The organism is Cedecea neteri (assembly GCF_000757825.1).
Classification (GTDB): Bacteria; Pseudomonadota; Gammaproteobacteria; order Enterobacterales; family Enterobacteriaceae; genus Cedecea; species Cedecea selenatireducens.
Genome location: NZ_CP009451.1, coordinates 801801 through 817672 on the forward strand (window position 1 = coordinate 801801; position 15872 = coordinate 817672).

The 15872-nt window shown below is 55.2% G+C and carries 18 protein-coding genes; 9 read left to right on the plus strand and 9 right to left on the minus strand.

What is annotated here, in order from left to right:
• Positions 1–109: 109 nt before the first annotated feature.
• Both JT31_RS03485 and JT31_RS03490 read right to left on the minus strand, forming a co-directional pair.
• Entirely contained in the window at positions 110–364 is a 255-nt protein-coding gene (locus JT31_RS03485) for a hypothetical protein (protein ID WP_038473343.1), read from the minus strand.
• A 123-nt stretch (positions 365–487) separates the two neighbouring features.
• Complete coding sequence (locus JT31_RS03490; protein WP_038473346.1) at positions 488–1246, minus strand: DUF481 domain-containing protein; 759 nt, start codon at positions 1244–1246, stop codon at positions 488–490.
• Positions 1247–1537: 291 nt separating this feature from the next.
• Between JT31_RS03490 and pfkB the strand changes: the two genes are divergently transcribed.
• The 3 genes from pfkB (at position 1538) to JT31_RS03505 (ending at position 3818) form a co-directional block, all read left to right on the plus strand.
• Positions 1538–2467: a 6-phosphofructokinase II gene (pfkB, locus tag JT31_RS03495; RefSeq protein ID WP_038473349.1), complete on the plus strand. Its 930-nt coding sequence runs from the start codon at positions 1538–1540 to the stop codon at positions 2465–2467.
• 99 nt (positions 2468–2566) lie between these two features.
• The gene (gene ghoS / locus JT31_RS03500; protein ID WP_038473351.1) at positions 2567–2851 is read left to right on the plus strand and encodes a type V toxin-antitoxin system endoribonuclease antitoxin GhoS; all 285 of its coding nucleotides are present in this window, start codon (positions 2567–2569) and stop codon (positions 2849–2851) included.
• A 106-nt stretch (positions 2852–2957) separates the two neighbouring features.
• Positions 2958–3818 (plus strand): fructosamine kinase family protein, encoded by an 861-nt coding sequence (locus JT31_RS03505; protein ID WP_038473352.1) that lies wholly within the window; start codon positions 2958–2960, stop codon positions 3816–3818.
• A 35-nt stretch (positions 3819–3853) separates the two neighbouring features.
• Here JT31_RS03505 and JT31_RS03510 read toward each other — a convergent pair whose 3' ends face one another.
• Positions 3854–4390 carry a YniB family protein gene (locus tag JT31_RS03510; RefSeq protein WP_038473355.1) on the minus strand — a complete coding sequence of 179 codons (537 nt, stop codon included), beginning with the start codon at positions 4388–4390 and terminating at the stop codon, positions 3854–3856.
• 168 nt (positions 4391–4558) lie between these two features.
• On the opposite strand from JT31_RS03510, the gene hxpB reads away from it, so the two are divergent.
• The 3 genes from hxpB (at position 4559) to JT31_RS03525 (ending at position 7463) form a co-directional block, all read left to right on the plus strand.
• Complete coding sequence (gene hxpB, locus JT31_RS03515; protein ID WP_038473358.1) at positions 4559–5227, plus strand: hexitol phosphatase HxpB; 669 nt, start codon at positions 4559–4561, stop codon at positions 5225–5227.
• A 121-nt stretch (positions 5228–5348) separates the two neighbouring features.
• Positions 5349–5939: a metal-dependent hydrolase gene (locus tag JT31_RS03520; protein WP_038473361.1), complete on the plus strand. Its 591-nt coding sequence runs from the start codon at positions 5349–5351 to the stop codon at positions 5937–5939.
• Positions 5940–6071: 132 nt separating this feature from the next.
• A complete protein-coding gene (locus tag JT31_RS03525) occupies positions 6072–7463 on the plus strand; it encodes an L-cystine transporter (RefSeq protein ID WP_038473363.1) in 1392 nt (463 codons plus the stop codon).
• Between the two features lie 44 nt (positions 7464–7507).
• Here the strand turns inward: JT31_RS03525 and cedA are convergent, their stop codons facing one another.
• Together cedA and osmE are read right to left on the minus strand one after the other, a co-directional pair.
• Complete coding sequence (gene cedA / locus JT31_RS03530) at positions 7508–7744, minus strand: cell division activator CedA (protein ID WP_038473364.1); 237 nt, start codon at positions 7742–7744, stop codon at positions 7508–7510.
• A 149-nt stretch (positions 7745–7893) separates the two neighbouring features.
• Positions 7894–8235, minus strand: coding sequence for an osmotically-inducible lipoprotein OsmE (gene osmE / locus JT31_RS03535; RefSeq protein ID WP_038473367.1), 342 nt, complete (start codon positions 8233–8235; stop codon positions 7894–7896).
• 268 nt (positions 8236–8503) lie between these two features.
• Here osmE and nadE point away from each other — a divergent pair, with 268 nt between their 5' ends.
• The 3 genes from nadE to cho all read left to right on the plus strand — a co-directional run bounded on the left by nadE (position 8504) and on the right by cho (position 11217).
• Positions 8504–9331, plus strand: coding sequence for an ammonia-dependent NAD(+) synthetase (gene nadE, locus JT31_RS03540; protein WP_038473368.1), 828 nt, complete (start codon positions 8504–8506; stop codon positions 9329–9331).
• Positions 9332–9396: 65 nt separating this feature from the next.
• On the plus strand, positions 9397–10287 hold the full coding sequence (gene yddG / locus JT31_RS03545) for an aromatic amino acid DMT transporter YddG (protein WP_038473370.1): 891 nt from the start codon (positions 9397–9399) through the stop codon (positions 10285–10287).
• A 66-nt stretch (positions 10288–10353) separates the two neighbouring features.
• The gene (gene cho / locus JT31_RS03550) at positions 10354–11217 is read left to right on the plus strand and encodes an excinuclease Cho (protein ID WP_038473372.1); all 864 of its coding nucleotides are present in this window, start codon (positions 10354–10356) and stop codon (positions 11215–11217) included.
• 30 nt (positions 11218–11247) lie between these two features.
• Here cho and hutH read toward each other — a convergent pair whose 3' ends face one another.
• From hutH to astE, 4 genes are all read right to left on the minus strand, one after another.
• Positions 11248–12792: a histidine ammonia-lyase gene (gene hutH, locus JT31_RS03555; RefSeq protein ID WP_038473374.1), complete on the minus strand. Its 1545-nt coding sequence runs from the start codon at positions 12790–12792 to the stop codon at positions 11248–11250.
• A gap of 262 nt (positions 12793–13054) precedes the next feature.
• Positions 13055–13600 carry an environmental stress-induced protein Ves gene (gene ves / locus JT31_RS03560; protein WP_038473377.1) on the minus strand — a complete coding sequence of 182 codons (546 nt, stop codon included), beginning with the start codon at positions 13598–13600 and terminating at the stop codon, positions 13055–13057.
• Positions 13601–14081: 481 nt separating this feature from the next.
• Complete coding sequence (spy, locus tag JT31_RS03565; protein WP_038473380.1) at positions 14082–14567, minus strand: ATP-independent periplasmic protein-refolding chaperone Spy; 486 nt, start codon at positions 14565–14567, stop codon at positions 14082–14084.
• Positions 14568–14901: 334 nt separating this feature from the next.
• Positions 14902–15867: a succinylglutamate desuccinylase gene (gene astE, locus JT31_RS03570; RefSeq protein WP_038473383.1), complete on the minus strand. Its 966-nt coding sequence runs from the start codon at positions 15865–15867 to the stop codon at positions 14902–14904.
• Positions 15868–15872: the final 5 nt, after the last annotated feature.

The window sequence follows — 15872 nt, forward strand, 5'->3', positions numbered from 1 at the left end:
CCATTCCACCTGTGGGCATGATGGTAACACTAACGAAAAGGGGAATACATCTCTTGTTGCCAGGTTTGCGCCTGATAAATAAGGCCATCCCTGCCCTTTTCAATAAGCGCTATGCCGCTTTGTCCTTCTCTTCCACCAGCACCAGCGGGCATTTCTTCACCCTACACGCCTGAGAGTAAGCCAGCTCGCACACAGCACAAAGGTCTCTTAATTCCGACTCATATTCGTATTCCATGAAATAGCGAAAAGTCCCGCCGCCGGATTCAGTACGCCAGAATCGCTGCGGCTCCAGAATTTCATCAAGCTGCCTGAAGGTCAGGGCTGAAGGGTTATGAAACCCCACTCGTACGCGATAGGTAGTCATGCACGATTATTCTCAGGGCACGATGCATTTTACCAGGCGGTTTTGGTTCTCAAAAAGATAGGAAAAAACGAAGATCGGCAGCGCGAGGAAAAACAAAGCCGGACATCATCCGGCTTCTTAGTCTTACATCTTATACCCGAGCGTAATTTGCGTACGTCTGTCGGTATGGTTTGGTGCAGAAGACGGCGGATCGGAGTTCCAGGTCACGTTATAGCCCACTTTCAGGCCAAAGTGTTCACTGATAGCCACGTCCAGCGCCGTTTCGGAGTTGACCGTGGTGTCGTTACTGCCCAGCACGGACACGCCCTGAATAAACTTGGCGTTGTCGGTCAGCTGCCAGTTATAAGTCGCAGACGCATAGCCCAGCGCCTGAGTCTCATTCCCGCCATCGACAAATTCGTCATAACGCACACCAGGACCGAATTCCACACGCAGACTGTGAACCGGGCCGTTCAGCAACTGACGACCATAACCCGCGGTGAAGACATCGCGCGCATGATAGCCGTTGTATCGGTCGGTCAACCAGCTTGCCTGACCAAAGAGATAGTCATAGTCAGTCATGTTGTAACGACCACGCCCACCCGCTGAGTATTTCTCAGAAGAACGCACGTCGTTGGAAGAGGTGTTACTGGCGTTACCCCAAATTGACCAGGCGGTAGCCGTGTTGTACCAGGTCATATTGGTGTTAGCAGTCAAGTTGGAACTTTTGGTATTGCCTGCCTGCGCAAGATAGCCTGCATTCAGATTACCTTCGAAGGGTTTCTTCGCGGTAGTCGGGTCATCCATGACAGTAAATACTGAGTCATCTGCCACTGCGAAGTGGCTAAAGAACGCTCCACCGGTGAGTAAAACCGCAACCGGCACTGTCTTTAAAAGCTTCATTTATTAATCCGTACAACACAAAAAAGAAACCATCAAGGTTCCGGAATCTTTCCTCGGGATCAAATCTAAATCGCCCCGGAAAGGTTACAAATTATAAAAACTCCGCAATAACATAGCAATGGATTCTTGTTTCATTTTTTGTATAAGAACGCTCTTAAAACATCTTTATTTTCATAAGGATACGAAGATTGTGGTTTTAGGGTAATCATTTGATAAATCATGATTTTAATTAACATTTCAATCACCGCTTCGGTGCTACGCTTTAGGACAATAGCTAAAAAAGGAGGAGACATGACCGCTATCTTTACACTCACCCTAGCCCCTTCCCTCGACAGCGCCACCGTCACGGAGCAAATTTATCCAGAAGGGAAACTGCGCTGCAGCTCGCCCGTATTTGAACCCGGTGGGGGCGGTATCAATGTCGCCCGCGCTATAGCCCATCTGGGAGGTCACGCCACGGCGATATTCCCGGTCGGCGGCGCAACAGGGCACCATTTACGCGCGCTGCTGATTGAAGAGCAGGTAACTGTCGATACCGCTGAGACAAAAGACTGGACCCGTCAGAACCTGCACGTCCACACGGAATCTACCGGCGAACAGTATCGGTTTGTGATGCCAGGCGCAGCGCTGTCGGATGAAGAATTCGGGCAACTCGAACAAAAAGCCCTTGCCATTCCCAAAGGCGATATCCTGGTCATCAGCGGAAGCTTGCCGCCGGGCGTTGCCGTTAAAAAGCTTTGCCAACTGGTCAAAGCCGCGCAGGAAAAAGGCATTCGCTGCATCGTGGACAGCTCGGGCGAAGCGCTGGCCGCCACGCTGAAATTAGGCAATATTGAGCTGGTGAAGCCCAATCAAAAAGAGCTCAGCGCATTAGTCCAGCGTGAGCTTACGCAGCCTGACGACGTTCGCGCCGCCGCTCAGCATCTTGTCGACAGTGGCCAGGCAAAACGCGTTGTTGTTTCGCTCGGGCCACAGGGGGCGCTGGCGGTGGATGCACACGAGTGCGTGCACGTCGTGCCCCCGCCGGTAAAAAGCCAAAGTACCGTTGGTGCCGGAGACAGCATGGTCGGCGCCATGACGCTGAAGCTGGCTGAACGCGCACCGCTGCTGGATATCGTCCGCTATGGCGTTGCCGCCGGCAGCGCGGCTACGCTTAATAAAGGCACCCGTCTCTGCTCGCTTGAAAATACGCAGAAGATCTATACATGGCTGCAAGGCTAACGTTTCGTTGCACAATAAACGGGCTGCCGCAGGGCGCAAACATCGCCATTCCGGCAGCATGGACTATGCTAAAACCTTCAGGATAACAAGGGGGTGACTATGAGCGATGTTGAACGCTATGTGATAACGGTACAATTTGAAGATCGAAGCCTTGCCGACATCAACGAGCTGAACAACCAGCTAACCCTGGGCGGCTTCTCACCTACCCTCACCGATGACGAAGGGAAAATACACGAACTTGGGCCAGGCAGTTTTGGGCTAATCAGTACGCTGGATGAACGTGAGGTGGAAACGCTGGCCAAAGGACTGGGCAACGTGGCGCTGGGAACAGAACCTGACGTCATAGTCAGCCGTTGGGAAGTCTGGCAGAAACAAAAGCCATAAGGTTTTGAGTACCGGCCGGGGTTGTGCGTCAGCGCGTGTTTTTGACCGGCAAACGGCGATAAGCTATTGATTGCAGTGTCTACCAGCCAACCTGGGGAGAAAAGTCATGTGGCAAGCCATCCGTCATTTGTTAAGCGAGCAGTTGGGCGACGCAGAAATCGAGCAACGCACTGAGCTACCCGGCGGCGAAATTCATGCAGCCTGGCATATTCGTTATGCCGGTCATGAGATTTTCGTCAAATGCGATGAGCGGGAAATGCTGCCCATCTTTACCGCCGAAGCAGACCAGCTGGAGCTGCTGTCGCGCAGTAAAACGGTCAGAGTGCCCAAAGTTTGGGGGCTGGGCAGCGACAGGGATTACAGTTTTTTGCTGCTGGAATACCTGCCGGCTAAGCCGCTGGACGCCCATAACGCTTTTCTTCTCGGCCAACAGCTGGCCCGGCTTCATCAATGGAGCGACCAGCCACAGTTTGGTCTCGACTTTGACAACGACCTTTCCACCACCCCGCAGCCCAACGCCTGGCAGCGCCGCTGGTCAACTTTCTTCGCCGAACAGCGCATTGGCTGGCAGCTGGAAATGGCGGCAGAAAAAGGCATCGACTACGGCGATATCGATCTGATTGTTGATTTCGTTCAGCAGGCGCTGGCCTCGCACCAGCCGCAGCCTTCGCTGCTGCACGGTGACCTGTGGTCAGGTAATTGTGCGCTGGGGCCTGACGGACCGTTTATTTACGATCCGGCCTGTTATTGGGGCGACCGCGAGTGCGACCTGGCCATGCTGCCGCTGCACAGCGACCAGCCGCCACAAATCTACGACGGATATCAATCGGTCTCGCCGCTGCCTTCGGGCTTCCTCGAGCGTCAGCCCATTTACCAGCTTTACACCCTGCTTAACCGGGCAATTCTGTTTGGCGGGCAGCATCTGGTCACGGCGCAAAAAGCGCTGGAACGCGTGTTAGCAGCCTGAGAGTGAGCCACTCCAACCCGGAGTGGCTCGTTATCTTATAAAAAGCCGAGCAGCTTAAAGAAGAAGTAGCCCACCACGATAATAATCACCGGCAGGATATAGAGCGGGAAAATCTGCAGCAAGATGGTGTGGTGGGGAACAATCACCTTCGCGTCGAGCTGCGCTTTGCTGAGCCCATCCGGCCCTTTGGCCTGTTCGAGGATCAGCTGATCCTGCACGCCCTCACGCAGGAATTTTGCCTGGCGACTCATACGAGCCCCTGAATCCTGCAGCGCCAGCCCGATGAAAATTAACGCGTAAATCAGCCAAAAGAAGAGGTTTATCTGGCCGTTAAAGTCCGGCTGCGGCGAGTTGTACCAGAAAAGATTCAGGAACGGCGTATTAAACCGCATCATCTCGATCATCACGTGGGCAAAATCCATCATCACGGCGTCAATGCCCGGCTGTTTTTCGCTGTGCTGATACATAAACTTCAGGACCGAAATCACGGTCGACAGCAGCGCCGGGATAAAAATCACCCAGCCCGCCACGCGCTTTAAAATCGCAATGCGTCCAGCTTGTTGATACGTCATGCACTCCCCTTTATTAGGACGTAACGTTATACGCTCAAAGTCTACCCCGTATGGCGCTATTTCGCCTGAGCTTTGCGGGCTAATTTTGCAAAAGCGGTAGCTTCGGGCTTCGTTTCCGGCTAAAGATACACAAACATTTCTTTTAGACGAACAGAAAGGAGTCACTTTATGGCCGAAACGCGCCAGATTCTTGCGGCAATTTTTGATATGGATGGACTACTGATTGATTCCGAGCCGCTTTGGGATCGTGCGGAGCTGGACGTGCTGAAAAGCATCGGCGTCGACATTACTCGTCGTAACGAACTGCCCGACACGCTGGGATTGCGCATCGACCTGGTGGTCGAACTGTGGTATTCACGTCAGCCCTGGAACGGGCCCTCACGTGAGGAAGTCACCGCGCGCGTTATCGAGCGTGCAATTTCGCTGGTTGAAGAAGAACGCCCTCTGCTGCCGGGCGTGGTCGAAGCGGTAAAACTGTGCAAAGAACAGGGCCTTAAGGTTGGCCTCGCCTCCGCCTCCCCGCTGCACATGCTGGAAAAAGTGCTTGAGATGTTCGATTTACGCCAGTACTTCGACGCTATCGCCTCCGCTGAACATCTGCCCTACAGCAAACCACATCCGCAAGTTTACCTGGACGCTGCCGCAAAACTGGGTGTCGATCCGCTTTGTTGCGTCACGCTTGAAGACTCGGTCAACGGCATGATCGCGAGCAAAGCCGCGCGCATGCGCTCTATCGTCGTGCCTGCCGACGAAAACTTTGCCGACCCGCGTTGGTGCCTGGCGGACGTCAAGCTCCCTTCTTTGGTTGAGCTCACCGCGACAGGCCTGAAAGGCTAAATCTCTCGGGCGGCTAATGTCGCCCATCTCCCTGACAAAATGTTACACCGTCACCACTTCCGAATACTGTACAAAAACCCTATACTGGATGAATCGACAGTTTCTTCATTCGGGTTGTATCATGACGGCGGAAGGCCACCTGCTCTTTTCTATTGCCTGCGCAGTTTTTGCCAAAAACGCCGAGCTGACGCCCGTCCTTGCCCAGGGTGACTGGTGGCACATCGTGCCGTCTGCCATTCTGACCTGCCTGCTGCCGGACATTGACCACCCGAAATCCTTCCTGGGCCAGCGGTTAAGCTGGATCTCAAAGCCCGTGGCACGAATGTGCGGCCACCGGGGGTTCACCCACAGCCTGTTTGCGGTGTTTGCCGGGCTGGCGCTGTTTTATCTCAAAGTGCCGGAAAGCTGGGTTATCCCAGCCGATGCGCTGCAGGGCATGGTTTTAGGCTACCTGAGCCACATTCTCGCCGACATGCTGACGCCCGCTGGCGTTCCGCTGCTGTGGCCCTGCCGCTGGCGCTTTCGTTTCCCCGTAGTCCGGCCGCAAAAAGGCAATCAACTTGAGCGAGCCTTATGCATGGCGCTGTTCGGCCTGGCGGTCTGGATGCCACAAAGCCTGCCCGAAAACGGTGCAGTGCGCTGGTCTTCGCAGATGATAAATTCGCTGCAAACCACCTTTAATAGCTTTATTACCCATCAATCCGGACACTAATTCACCGAAAAATCCTATTTAGTAATAATCAATTCCTTTTGTATATAAGAAGAATCCCCGCCATCTGTTACGCTTTGCAACATAACGGCGGCCCATGCGCTGCCGCATGACAATAAATCAGGAGATATGGGGATGAATTTTCCACTGGTAGCGAACATCGTGGTGTTCGTCGTATTGCTATTGCTGCTGGCGCAAACCCGCCATAAACAATGGAGCCTCGCCAAAAAAGTATTGGCGGGTCTGGTACTGGGCGTCATTTTCGGTCTGGTACTGCACACAATTTATGGCTCCGACAGCGTGGTGCTGAAAGATTCCATTCAGTGGTTTAACGTGGTCGGCAACGGCTATGTACAGCTGCTGCAAATGATCGTTATGCCGCTGGTCTTCGCCTCTATTCTGAGCGCCGTGGCTAAACTGCACAACGCCTCTTCGCTGGGGAAAATCAGCATTCTGTCCATCGGTACGCTGCTGTTCACCACGCTGATTGCCGCGCTGGTCGGGGTACTGGTCACCAACCTGTTCGGTCTGACCGCAGAAGGTCTGGTTCAGGGCAATGCGGAAAACGCGCGTCTGGCGGCGATTCAATCCAACTACATTGGTAAAGTCGCAGACCTGACCGTACCGCAGCTGATCCTCTCCTTCGTACCGAAGAACCCGTTCGCCGATCTGACCGGGGCAAACCCAACGTCTATCATCAGCGTGGTTATCTTCGCCGCCTTCCTGGGCGTCGCGGCGCTGAAACTGCTGAAAGACGATGCGCCGAAAGGCGAGCGTGTTCTGGTTGCTATTGACACCCTGCAAAGCTGGGTGATGAAGCTGGTTCGCCTGGTTATGCAGCTGACGCCATACGGCGTGCTGGCGCTGATGACCAAAGTGGTTGCGGGCTCAAACCTGCAGGACATCATCAAGCTGGGCAGCTTCGTGGTGGCGTCTTACCTTGGCCTGGCGATTATGTTTGGCGTCCACGCTATTCTGCTGGCGTTCAACGGCGTTAGCCCGGTGAAATACTTCCGCAAAGTCTGGCCGGTACTGACCTTCGCGTTTACCAGCCGCTCCAGCGCAGCAAGTATTCCGCTGAACGTCGAAGCGCAAACCCGCCGTCTTGGCGTGCCTGAGTCTATCGCCAGCTTCTCCGCGTCCTTCGGCGCAACCATCGGCCAGAACGGCTGCGCGGGCCTTTACCCGGCAATGCTGGCCGTTATGGTGGCACCAACCGTGGGTATCAACCCGCTGGATCCGGTCTGGATTGCAACCCTGGTGGGTATTGTGACCGTTAGCTCCGCAGGCGTTGCGGGCGTGGGCGGGGGTGCAACCTTCGCCGCGCTGATCGTCCTACCAGCCATGGGGCTGCCGGTAACGCTGGTCGCGCTGCTGATTTCCGTCGAGCCGCTGATTGATATGGGTCGTACCGCGCTGAACGTCAGCGGTTCAATGACCGCCGGGACCATCACCAGCCAATTGATGAAGCAGACCGACAAAGAGATTCTGAACAGTGAAGAAGAAGTGGAATTAGCCCACCGTTAATCCGAACTGAAATAAAAAGAGGCCGCTATCACTAGCGGCTTTTTTTATACTTCGTTTTCCTGACGCACCTGCCTGGCCCAACGCTGCGCCGACTCCGGTAGGGTAAACGGCGGAGACTGACGGAAGGCATCGCCCAACAAGACAAATGCCACATACTGCCCGCGCAGCAGGTAGACATCTTTAAACCCGTCCACGCGCCATGCATGCGCGGGTGGCGCAGGCTCCACGCGAGGCTTATAGGTAATGACAGGTCGGGTGTTCGGTTGACGTAGTGGTTTCATAGGCAACGGGATTTAAACTGGATTAGTGAACAACTTCACCATGATAACGGATTTAACCCGCTTTCGTCGCCCCCTTATCGGCCAGCCTTAGCGGGGCAAAAAAAAGCCCGGCGACAGAAAACTGCAGCCGGGCGCTCTGGTACAGATCCTTAGGCTTTTGGAGCCTGCGGATCGGTGTCGTATTCAGCACAGCTTTGATAGCCGGAGTTAATCACGCGGCCCGCATCATCCAGCGCGACGAAATAGGTCTCAGCCTTGCCGTTACGCTGACCAAGAATGTAGGTCTGGCAGGTGCCCTTCGCGTGGATCATGGTTACTTCAGAAGAAGGTTTGCCGGCAATCTGCTGAACCTGGGCACGGGTCATGCCTTTTTTCACGTCTTTCACTACCGGTTCAGTCACCAGGTCTTTGGTACGATCGTAAGCCGTACACCCTGCCAGCATAGTCATGACCGCTGCCGCGCCTAAAAATCCTGCAAATTTATTATTCATAATTGTCCTCATCAATGATGGTATTGATCCTGCGTGTTAGATAAGCCTGGAATATAAAAGAACATTTTTCAACTCGTTAGCCTGAATGTCTTAAAATTCGGAATAAATGAGTATCCATAAGTTTAATCGCTGGTTTGCAGGAAAAGTCGCCGCCCGTCGGCCCGGTAACCCTTTGAGCCTTGTCGTTTTAACCGCAACAGGGTAAGTTTTAAGGCAGTAAAATTTTGCGGCCTGCGCGTGGCAGGCAGATGGTTATTGGAGGGGTTAAATGGCTCTGCAACAAGAGATTATTCAGGCACTGGGCGTTAGGCCGCAGGTTGATGCCGCCCAGGAGATCCGCGTCAGCGTTGATTTCCTCAAAGCGTACCTAAAAACTTACCCGTTTATTAAATCTCTGGTGCTGGGGATAAGCGGCGGCCAGGACTCCACCCTGACGGGCAAACTCTGCCAGCTAGCCATCAACGAACTGCGTGCAGAAAGCGGCGATGAGAGCTACCAGTTCATCGCCGTCCGCCTGCCGTTTGGCGTTCAGGCCGACGAGCAGGACTGCCAGGATGCCATCACGTTTATCCAGCCTGACCGCGTATTAACGGTGAACATCAAAGGGGCCGTACTTGCCAGCGAGCAGGCTCTGCGTGAAGCGGGTATCGAACTCAGCGATTTTGTTCGCGGCAATGAAAAAGCCCGCGAGCGCATGAAGGCGCAGTACAGCATCGCCGGGATGACCAAAGGCGTGGTGGTTGGCACCGACCATGCGGCGGAAGCCGTCACCGGCTTCTTCACCAAATACGGCGATGGCGGCACCGACATTAACCCAATTTTCCGTCTCAATAAGCGCCAGGGGAAACTGCTGTTGAAAACCCTGGGTTGCCCGGAGCATTTGTACCTGAAGGCCCCGACCGCCGACCTCGAGGACGATCGCCCTTCTCTGCCGGACGAAGCTGCTCTGGGCGTGACCTATACGCAAATCGACGACTACCTGGAAGGCAAAATGCTTCCGGCCGACACCGCGAAAATCATCGAAGGCTGGTATCTGAAAACGGAACACAAACGCCGGCCGCCAATTACCGTGTTTGATGATTTCTGGAAAAAATAGTCGTCAATAGCTTCAGATAAACAATGCTTCAGGGCGGCGCTTGCCGCCCTTTTTACAGGATTGACATGGACACCTCTTCGCAGCGCGCCACGCTTATCGGCCTTATCGCAATCCTGCTCTGGAGCACTTCCGTTGGCCTGCTGCGCAGCATCAGCGAGCATTTTGGCGCGATCGGCGGCGCGGCCCTGCTCTACACCGTCAGCGCGCTATGCCTTTGCATCGTCCGCGGCCTGCCAAAAATACGCGAGCTTCCCCCCCGATATCTATGGTCTGGCGGGCTGCTTTTTGTCAGCTACGAGATAAGCCTGGCGCTTTCAATCGGGTTCGCACACACCCGCACCCAATCCCTTGAGCTGGGCATGATCAACTACCTCTGGCCCTGCCTGACCGTCTTTTTTGCCCTGTTTATTAACGGCCAGCGCAGCAACCTGTGGCTATGGCCGGGGCTCGCACTTTCCCTTGCGGGGATTGTTCAGGTTATGAAAGGTGACGGCGACTGGTCCCCGCTCGTAATGTGGCACAACATTCTCGATAACCCTCTGGCCTACGGTCTGGCCTTTGCTGCCGCCATTATCTGGGCGCTTTACTGCAACCTGACGCGGCGCTGGAGCGAAGGCAAAAGCGGCGTCAGCCTGTTTTTCTGCGCCACCGCGCTGGTGCTGTGGGTAAAGTTCGCCTTTGTTCAGCAGGCAGAAATGCACTTCACACTGTCCGGCACCGCGCAGCTGTTGTTTATGGGAATATCCACCGCCGTGGCCTATTCCGCGTGGAACTTTGGCATTCAGCGGGGAAACATGACGCTGCTCGCCACGGCCTCGTACTTCACGCCGGTGTTATCGGCCCTGCTCGCCACGCTGTGGCTGGGCCTGCATCCGGGCTTTGCCTTCTGGCAGGGCGTGCTAATGGTGGTGGGTGGCTCCCTGCTCTGCTGGCTTGCCACCCGGCGCTACGGTTAACGGCGATTTCCTCTCCATATTATCGGCTGCTATACTGTGCAAATAAACAGTAATAAGGAGTCAAATGTGGTAAGGCGTGCAGGCGCGTCGCGGCTGGAGTTTGAAGCTGCGGCAGTCTATGAATATCCGGAACATCTCCGACCGTGGCTCGAAGGGCTGCCCAAAGCGCCTGGCGTCTACGTTTTTCACGGTGAAAGCGACGTCATGCCGCTGTATATCGGCAAAAGCGTCAATATTCGCACGCGCGTCATGTCCCATTTTCGTACGCCTGATGAAGCCGCGCTCTTAAGGCAGTCCCGCCGTATTACGTTTATCCGCACAGCCGGAGAGCTTGGTGCATTGCTGCTCGAGGCGCAAATGATCAAGGAGCAGCAGCCGCTGTTCAACAAGCGCCTGCGCCGCAACCGCCAGCTTTGTTCCCTGCTACTGCAGGGTGAAACGCCGCAGGTGGTGTACGCCAAAGATGTCGATTTCTCAAGCCAGCCCGGTCTCTACGGGCTGTATGCCAATCGCCGGGCCGCGCTGCAAACGCTGCAGGGGCTGGCAGACGAACACCGACTCTGCTACGGCCTGCTGGGCCTGGAGTCTCTGAGCAGGGGCCGGGCCTGTTTTCGCTCGGCGCTAAAACGCTGCGCCGGGGCCTGCTGCGGCAAAGAAACGCAGGCCGAGCATCACGCCCGCCTTGTCGCCGCACTCGAACAAGTACGCCTGATTTGCTGGCCGTGGAAAAACGCGGTTGTCATCGTGGAGCGCAGCCCGGAGATAACCCAGTACCATCTGATCGATCACTGGTTTTATCTTGGATCCGTGCCGCGGCTGGAGGATGCCCGGCAGCGCCGCCAGCCGCCGGACGGCTTTGATAACGATGGCTACAAAATTCTCTGTAAGCTGATGCTGAGCGGGGAATATGAAGTGATTGAGCTGGAATAGACTCCCCTCGAAGAGAGGAGTCAGAAAGGCTTACGCCGCCGAAGAAGGCAGAAGCTTCACGATAACCTGCGGCCAGCCGTCGCTGCAGCCCCAAAGGCGCATTTGCTCAATATCCGGAGCCAGCAGGCGATCTTTTTCCAGGAACGCGACGCGCTCGCGAATATCCCCGAAGACCTTTTCAAGCAGCGGGGAACTGCGCAGCGGCCTGTGGAATTCAATGCCCTGAGCAGCCGCCATCGCCTCTATACCCACCACCGCAGCGGTGTTAAAGCACATCTCGCCCAGCCGGCGTGCCGCATACGTTGCCATGGAAACGTGATCTTCCTGATTAGCCGACGTGGGCAGGCTGTCGACGCTGCCCGGATGAGCGAGCGACTTATTTTCTGAGGCCAGCGCCGCGGCCGTGACCTGGGCAATCATAAAGCCGGAGTTAATTCCGCCCTCTTTCACGAGGAACGGCGGCAGGCCAGACAGCCCGGTATCCAGCAGCAGCGCCAGGCGACGCTCTGAAATAGCCCCAATTTCTGCCACCGCCAGCGCGATGATATCGGCCGCAAAGGCGACCGGCTCCGCGTGGAAATTACCGCCGGAAATCACCTCTCCGGTGTCGCTGAATACCAGCGGGTTATCCGAAGCCGCGTTGGCTTCTATCTGCAGGACACGCGCGGCATGGCGCAGGTTGTCGAGGCAGGCGCCCATCACCTGGGGAACGCAGCGGATAGAATATGGGTCCTGAACGCGCCCGCAGTGGACGTGAGAATCTACAATTTTACTGTCGGCAAGCAGCCCGGTCACCGCCGCCGCCACATCAATTTGTCCAGCCTGACCGCGAGCCTGGTGGATACGCGCATCAAACGGCTTCACGGAACCTTTGATTGCCTCCAGCGACAGCGCCCCCGCCACCAGCCCGGCAGCAAAAACCTTCTCGCCTTCAAACAGGCCCCGCAGCGCAAGCGCCGTAGAAACCTGCGTCCCGTTCAGCAGCGCCAGGCCTTCTTTTGGCCCCAGCACCAGCGGCTCAACGCCCGCCAGCTTCAGCCCGTCGACGGCAGGGATCTGCTCGCCGTTAACCCTTACGTTCCCCTCGCCCAGCAGCATCAGCGACAAATGCGCCAGCGGGGCCAGGTCACCGGAGGCGCCCACGGAACCTTTCTCCGGGATGACCGGCATCACGCCCGCGTTGAACAGCGCAATAAGGCTGTCAATCACCAGCAGGCGAACGCCCGAATGCCCGCGTGACAGGCTAATAATTTTGCTGGCCATCACCAGGCGAACAACGTCATCAGGCAAAGCTTCACCAAGCCCGACGCTGTGGGAAAGCACCAGATTACGCTGGAGTTCGGCAAGGTGATCGGTGGCGATGGTCGTTTGCGCCAGCTTGCCAAAACCAGTGTTAATGCCATAGACCACGTCACCGTGGGCAACGATAGCCTCTACGGTACCCAGCGCGCGCTCAACGGCGGCGACCGCGCCGGGATCGAGCCTCAGCAACACGTTGCCGTGATAAATTTCGCGCAGGGTGGCCAGTGAAACGGAACCTGGAGTGAGACTGCATAGCTTCTTTTGCGTTGACATGTCGGCATCCTGTTTGCATCGGATTTTTGTCTATATTTGTATATACAACTTAACTAATAAACCAAATAATCCGCCAGCGGGTCATAGGACTTTTTTATCGAACGGTGAGCAGGATCGCGCTTGTGAAATTTATCCAGCACGGGATGCTGTGAAGCATTTACAGGAAAGGGAGTTGGATAGCGCAACCGCGCCTGAGCAGCACGTTCTGATGATAATCAGCAAGAAGAGAGACTATTGCCCGGTACTGAGGCCGGGCATCCGGCTACAAATAGGTGATTTCGCTGAATAGCAGCTGGCCTTCATTTTTTAACAACCGCAGCGTGTGGCTGCCCTCCTGCCACCAGGCGCCCTGGTCGGGTGAAAGCAGTTTATCTTCCAGCTGCCACTCGCCGCTCAGGACATACACTACCCCGCCTCGGGTACCAAAAGTGGTAAAGGTTCTGTCCGCCACGCGCACCTGCGCCCGGCAGCGGTCACGGTGCGTCATGACGTTAAAATCCATCGACATTCCGCGAGTCAGCTCCGCTTTTACCGGCTGCTCGCCAGCAAAGGTAAACGGCTGGTAGCGCTTGAGCGTATGCCGAAACGCTTTTCCTCCGTCGAGCACCACCTCACTGCCTTCCAGCAGCGTCATCACCCGGTCGACCTGCGGGAAGACGGGAAACTCGCCGTTGTGGGCCAAAGAGGCGATGCTGGCCCGCCAGTTGAAGTCGCGCGTGGCGGGTGGAAAGCAGCATATTTCGCGAGTTTCCCCGGCGCCGTTACGCCAAAGGTTGACCGGCACCTTTCGTATATCAAAGAATTCCATCACCACTCCTGAGGACGCGCGAGATCCGCCCGCCCTGGCAATTGCTCTTTAAATTGAGCGGCACGCCGGACGGAGATTTCCGTTCTCAGCGGCCCGCTCATCTGTTCTCTGTTTTGTTCGCCGGATCTTTGTCAGGCTCCAGTGTTATCGGCAGCCGCAGACGGTTGCTGTAGCCCTGGTTCTATTTTTGTGACAATGATTTAGCGACTTTTTTGTCAGGAAGCAAAGCAAATTTCTTCCCCCAGGCGTCGGACGGCAAAAACTGCGGAGTCAGCTGCAATTTTCTTTGTAAGTTGCTGAAATTGAGTATTTAAAATGATTTGTGTTACCGGTCTGCCCGGCACTGAAGCGGCATCTTACAGATAAGGTGAGGTGTATCATCGGGGAAATAAGGCGATAAAACGAGAAAACCGCCGGTCCTGTTCACAGCGTACATCGCTATTGTGAACAAGACCGGCGGTCTTAATTTAGTTGCTCAGGCTTACTGAGCAGCTGGCATTTTACCTTCATGCGTAGGACGTTCTGTCAGACGCTTCTCAAAATTCGCATTAAACTGTTTTTTCTGATCCGGGGTCAGGATGTTGTAGATTTTGTTCTGGGTTTGCAGATGCGCCAGCATGCGCGTTTTGTTCTGCTCTGCCATTTTATCTACCTGCGCCTGAGCTTTAGCCTGGTCGAAGCTGTCGCTGGCAATCAGGTCGTGCATCGCCCGGCGTTCGTCAGCAGACGGGCGCTGCATTTTGCCGCGCTGCTCTTTCATGATGTCTTTGATTTGCTGTTTCTGCGCATCGGTCAGGTTCAGGTCTTTGAACATCATCTCATGCATCGGGCCGCGCATCATTTTATGGTGCATCATCGGCGCATCGGTTTTTGCATCAGCAGCCGGAGTCGCATCTGCAGCGTGGGCCAGGTTAGCGGCGCCCAGAGCCAGGGTGGAAGCGACGAACAGTGCAGTTAATTTACGCATATTTTTTAACCTTCTCTTTTCATTAAATTGACGGCTCGCTTAAAACACGGTGCCGTGTTGACGAGAATGAGTTTACGAGCCTTATCGTCAAGGTGGCGGTGGCATTGGTAAATCATTGAAAGGGTATAAAACAATAATGCGTCAATTATGGAGGAAATAAGAATTAAGGCTGGAAAGAGTGCAACAAAATATAACAACACGATGATTTAAAAGATAATATGGAGAGTGTACAGTAATCACTCTGGTGAAGGAACCCTGTTTCCAGGAATTGTCTGTAAATAAATGCACAACACGAAATGATTAAGCAGCTCAATTATTAAGAGCTGCTTAAAATTTAAATGACTTCCAGCATTAATCCCGCCCGCAGCCCCAGCGCAACGTCCGGGTTGGGGAATAAAACGTACTCTTTTTCCCCCGCGACGACATAACGTTTGTCGCCATCTTCAGCCAGCAGAGTCCCCTTTGGAAATGCGGTAAAATTCTGCGTCTGCCCGGACATATGCAGCACAAACTTCTCTGACTGTCGGGTGATTTGCTGCGCCACCCGGTAGCGCAGCGGCTCGGCCTCCGTGGCGGGCGATTCTGCGCCGCTTAGCAAAGCTGAAATCGCCTCCTGGGTTACCGCAAACTGGCTCAAATCGTTCTGGCCAAACGGCTGCGCTTTTCCCAGCTCCAGCGTGCAGCTCAGGGCGCCAAAATGCTCGCTGCTGAAGTGGCTAAAAGTCCCGCCCGGTTTTTGATGGAACACCAGCGCCTGTAGCCCGGCACAGCCCAGCCACCTTAAAAACGTCTCGCTATATGGCAGAGGCCTCGCCGGAAGCACCCCAAACCGTGGATGATAAGAACTGCGAATCGCGGTGTGCATATCCAGGTGCCAGCGGGTTTGCTCTTCACTTCGCGACCAAAATTGCTCGAGGGCATGCTCAAGCCTTGCCGCTCGCTGTGTCTCAACGCTTTCCGGGAACTGCTGCCAGCGCCCGCCAAACATGCGGTTCATGTCGCTGTGGGTATAACGCTTACCGGCCCGCAGGGCCGCCGGATTACCGAAGATAATCATCGTGCGCCACTGCAGCGGCAACTGCCCCGCGATCAACCTGTCGGTCAACTGGCTGAGGATCTCCACCGGCGCCGTTTCGTTGCCGTGGATCCCGGCGGAAATCACCAGCGCCTTGCCCGTCGCCTCGTGCGGCGTCAGGGTCAGAATGCCCTCATCCCACCAGCGCCAGCTGAGGTGAACATTTTTGCCGGAAGTTTGTTCAGGCGCCTTGCCGGCCAGCGTCTGCGCCAGAAAATCCATCATTCTTT

Excerpts from the sequence above, each read along its gene's own strand:
- JT31_RS03485 (WP_038473343.1), bottom strand. The coding sequence starts at position 364 with ATGACTACCTATCGCGTACGAGTGGGGTTTCATAACCCTTCAGCCCTG.
- JT31_RS03490 (WP_038473346.1), bottom strand. The coding sequence starts at position 1,246 with ATGAAGCTTTTAAAGACAGTGCCGGTTGCGGTTTTACTCACCGGTGGA.
- pfkB (WP_038473349.1), top strand. The coding sequence starts at position 1,538 with ATGACCGCTATCTTTACACTCACCCTAGCCCCTTCCCTCGACAGCGCC.
- ghoS (WP_038473351.1), top strand. The coding sequence starts at position 2,567 with ATGAGCGATGTTGAACGCTATGTGATAACGGTACAATTTGAAGATCGA.
- JT31_RS03505 (WP_038473352.1), top strand. The coding sequence starts at position 2,958 with ATGTGGCAAGCCATCCGTCATTTGTTAAGCGAGCAGTTGGGCGACGCA.
- JT31_RS03510 (WP_038473355.1), bottom strand. The coding sequence starts at position 4,390 with ATGACGTATCAACAAGCTGGACGCATTGCGATTTTAAAGCGCGTGGCG.
- hxpB (WP_038473358.1), top strand. The coding sequence starts at position 4,559 with ATGGCCGAAACGCGCCAGATTCTTGCGGCAATTTTTGATATGGATGGA.
- JT31_RS03520 (WP_038473361.1), top strand. The coding sequence starts at position 5,349 with ATGACGGCGGAAGGCCACCTGCTCTTTTCTATTGCCTGCGCAGTTTTT.
- JT31_RS03525 (WP_038473363.1), top strand. The coding sequence starts at position 6,072 with ATGAATTTTCCACTGGTAGCGAACATCGTGGTGTTCGTCGTATTGCTA.
- cedA (WP_038473364.1), bottom strand. The coding sequence starts at position 7,744 with ATGAAACCACTACGTCAACCGAACACCCGACCTGTCATTACCTATAAG.
- osmE (WP_038473367.1), bottom strand. The coding sequence starts at position 8,235 with ATGAATAATAAATTTGCAGGATTTTTAGGCGCGGCAGCGGTCATGACT.
- nadE (WP_038473368.1), top strand. The coding sequence starts at position 8,504 with ATGGCTCTGCAACAAGAGATTATTCAGGCACTGGGCGTTAGGCCGCAG.
- yddG (WP_038473370.1), top strand. The coding sequence starts at position 9,397 with ATGGACACCTCTTCGCAGCGCGCCACGCTTATCGGCCTTATCGCAATC.
- hutH (WP_038473374.1), bottom strand. The coding sequence starts at position 12,792 with ATGTCAACGCAAAAGAAGCTATGCAGTCTCACTCCAGGTTCCGTTTCA.
- ves (WP_038473377.1), bottom strand. The coding sequence starts at position 13,600 with ATGGAATTCTTTGATATACGAAAGGTGCCGGTCAACCTTTGGCGTAAC.
- spy (WP_038473380.1), bottom strand. The coding sequence starts at position 14,567 with ATGCGTAAATTAACTGCACTGTTCGTCGCTTCCACCCTGGCTCTGGGC.
- astE (WP_038473383.1), bottom strand. The coding sequence starts at position 15,867 with ATGATGGATTTTCTGGCGCAGACGCTGGCCGGCAAGGCGCCTGAACAA.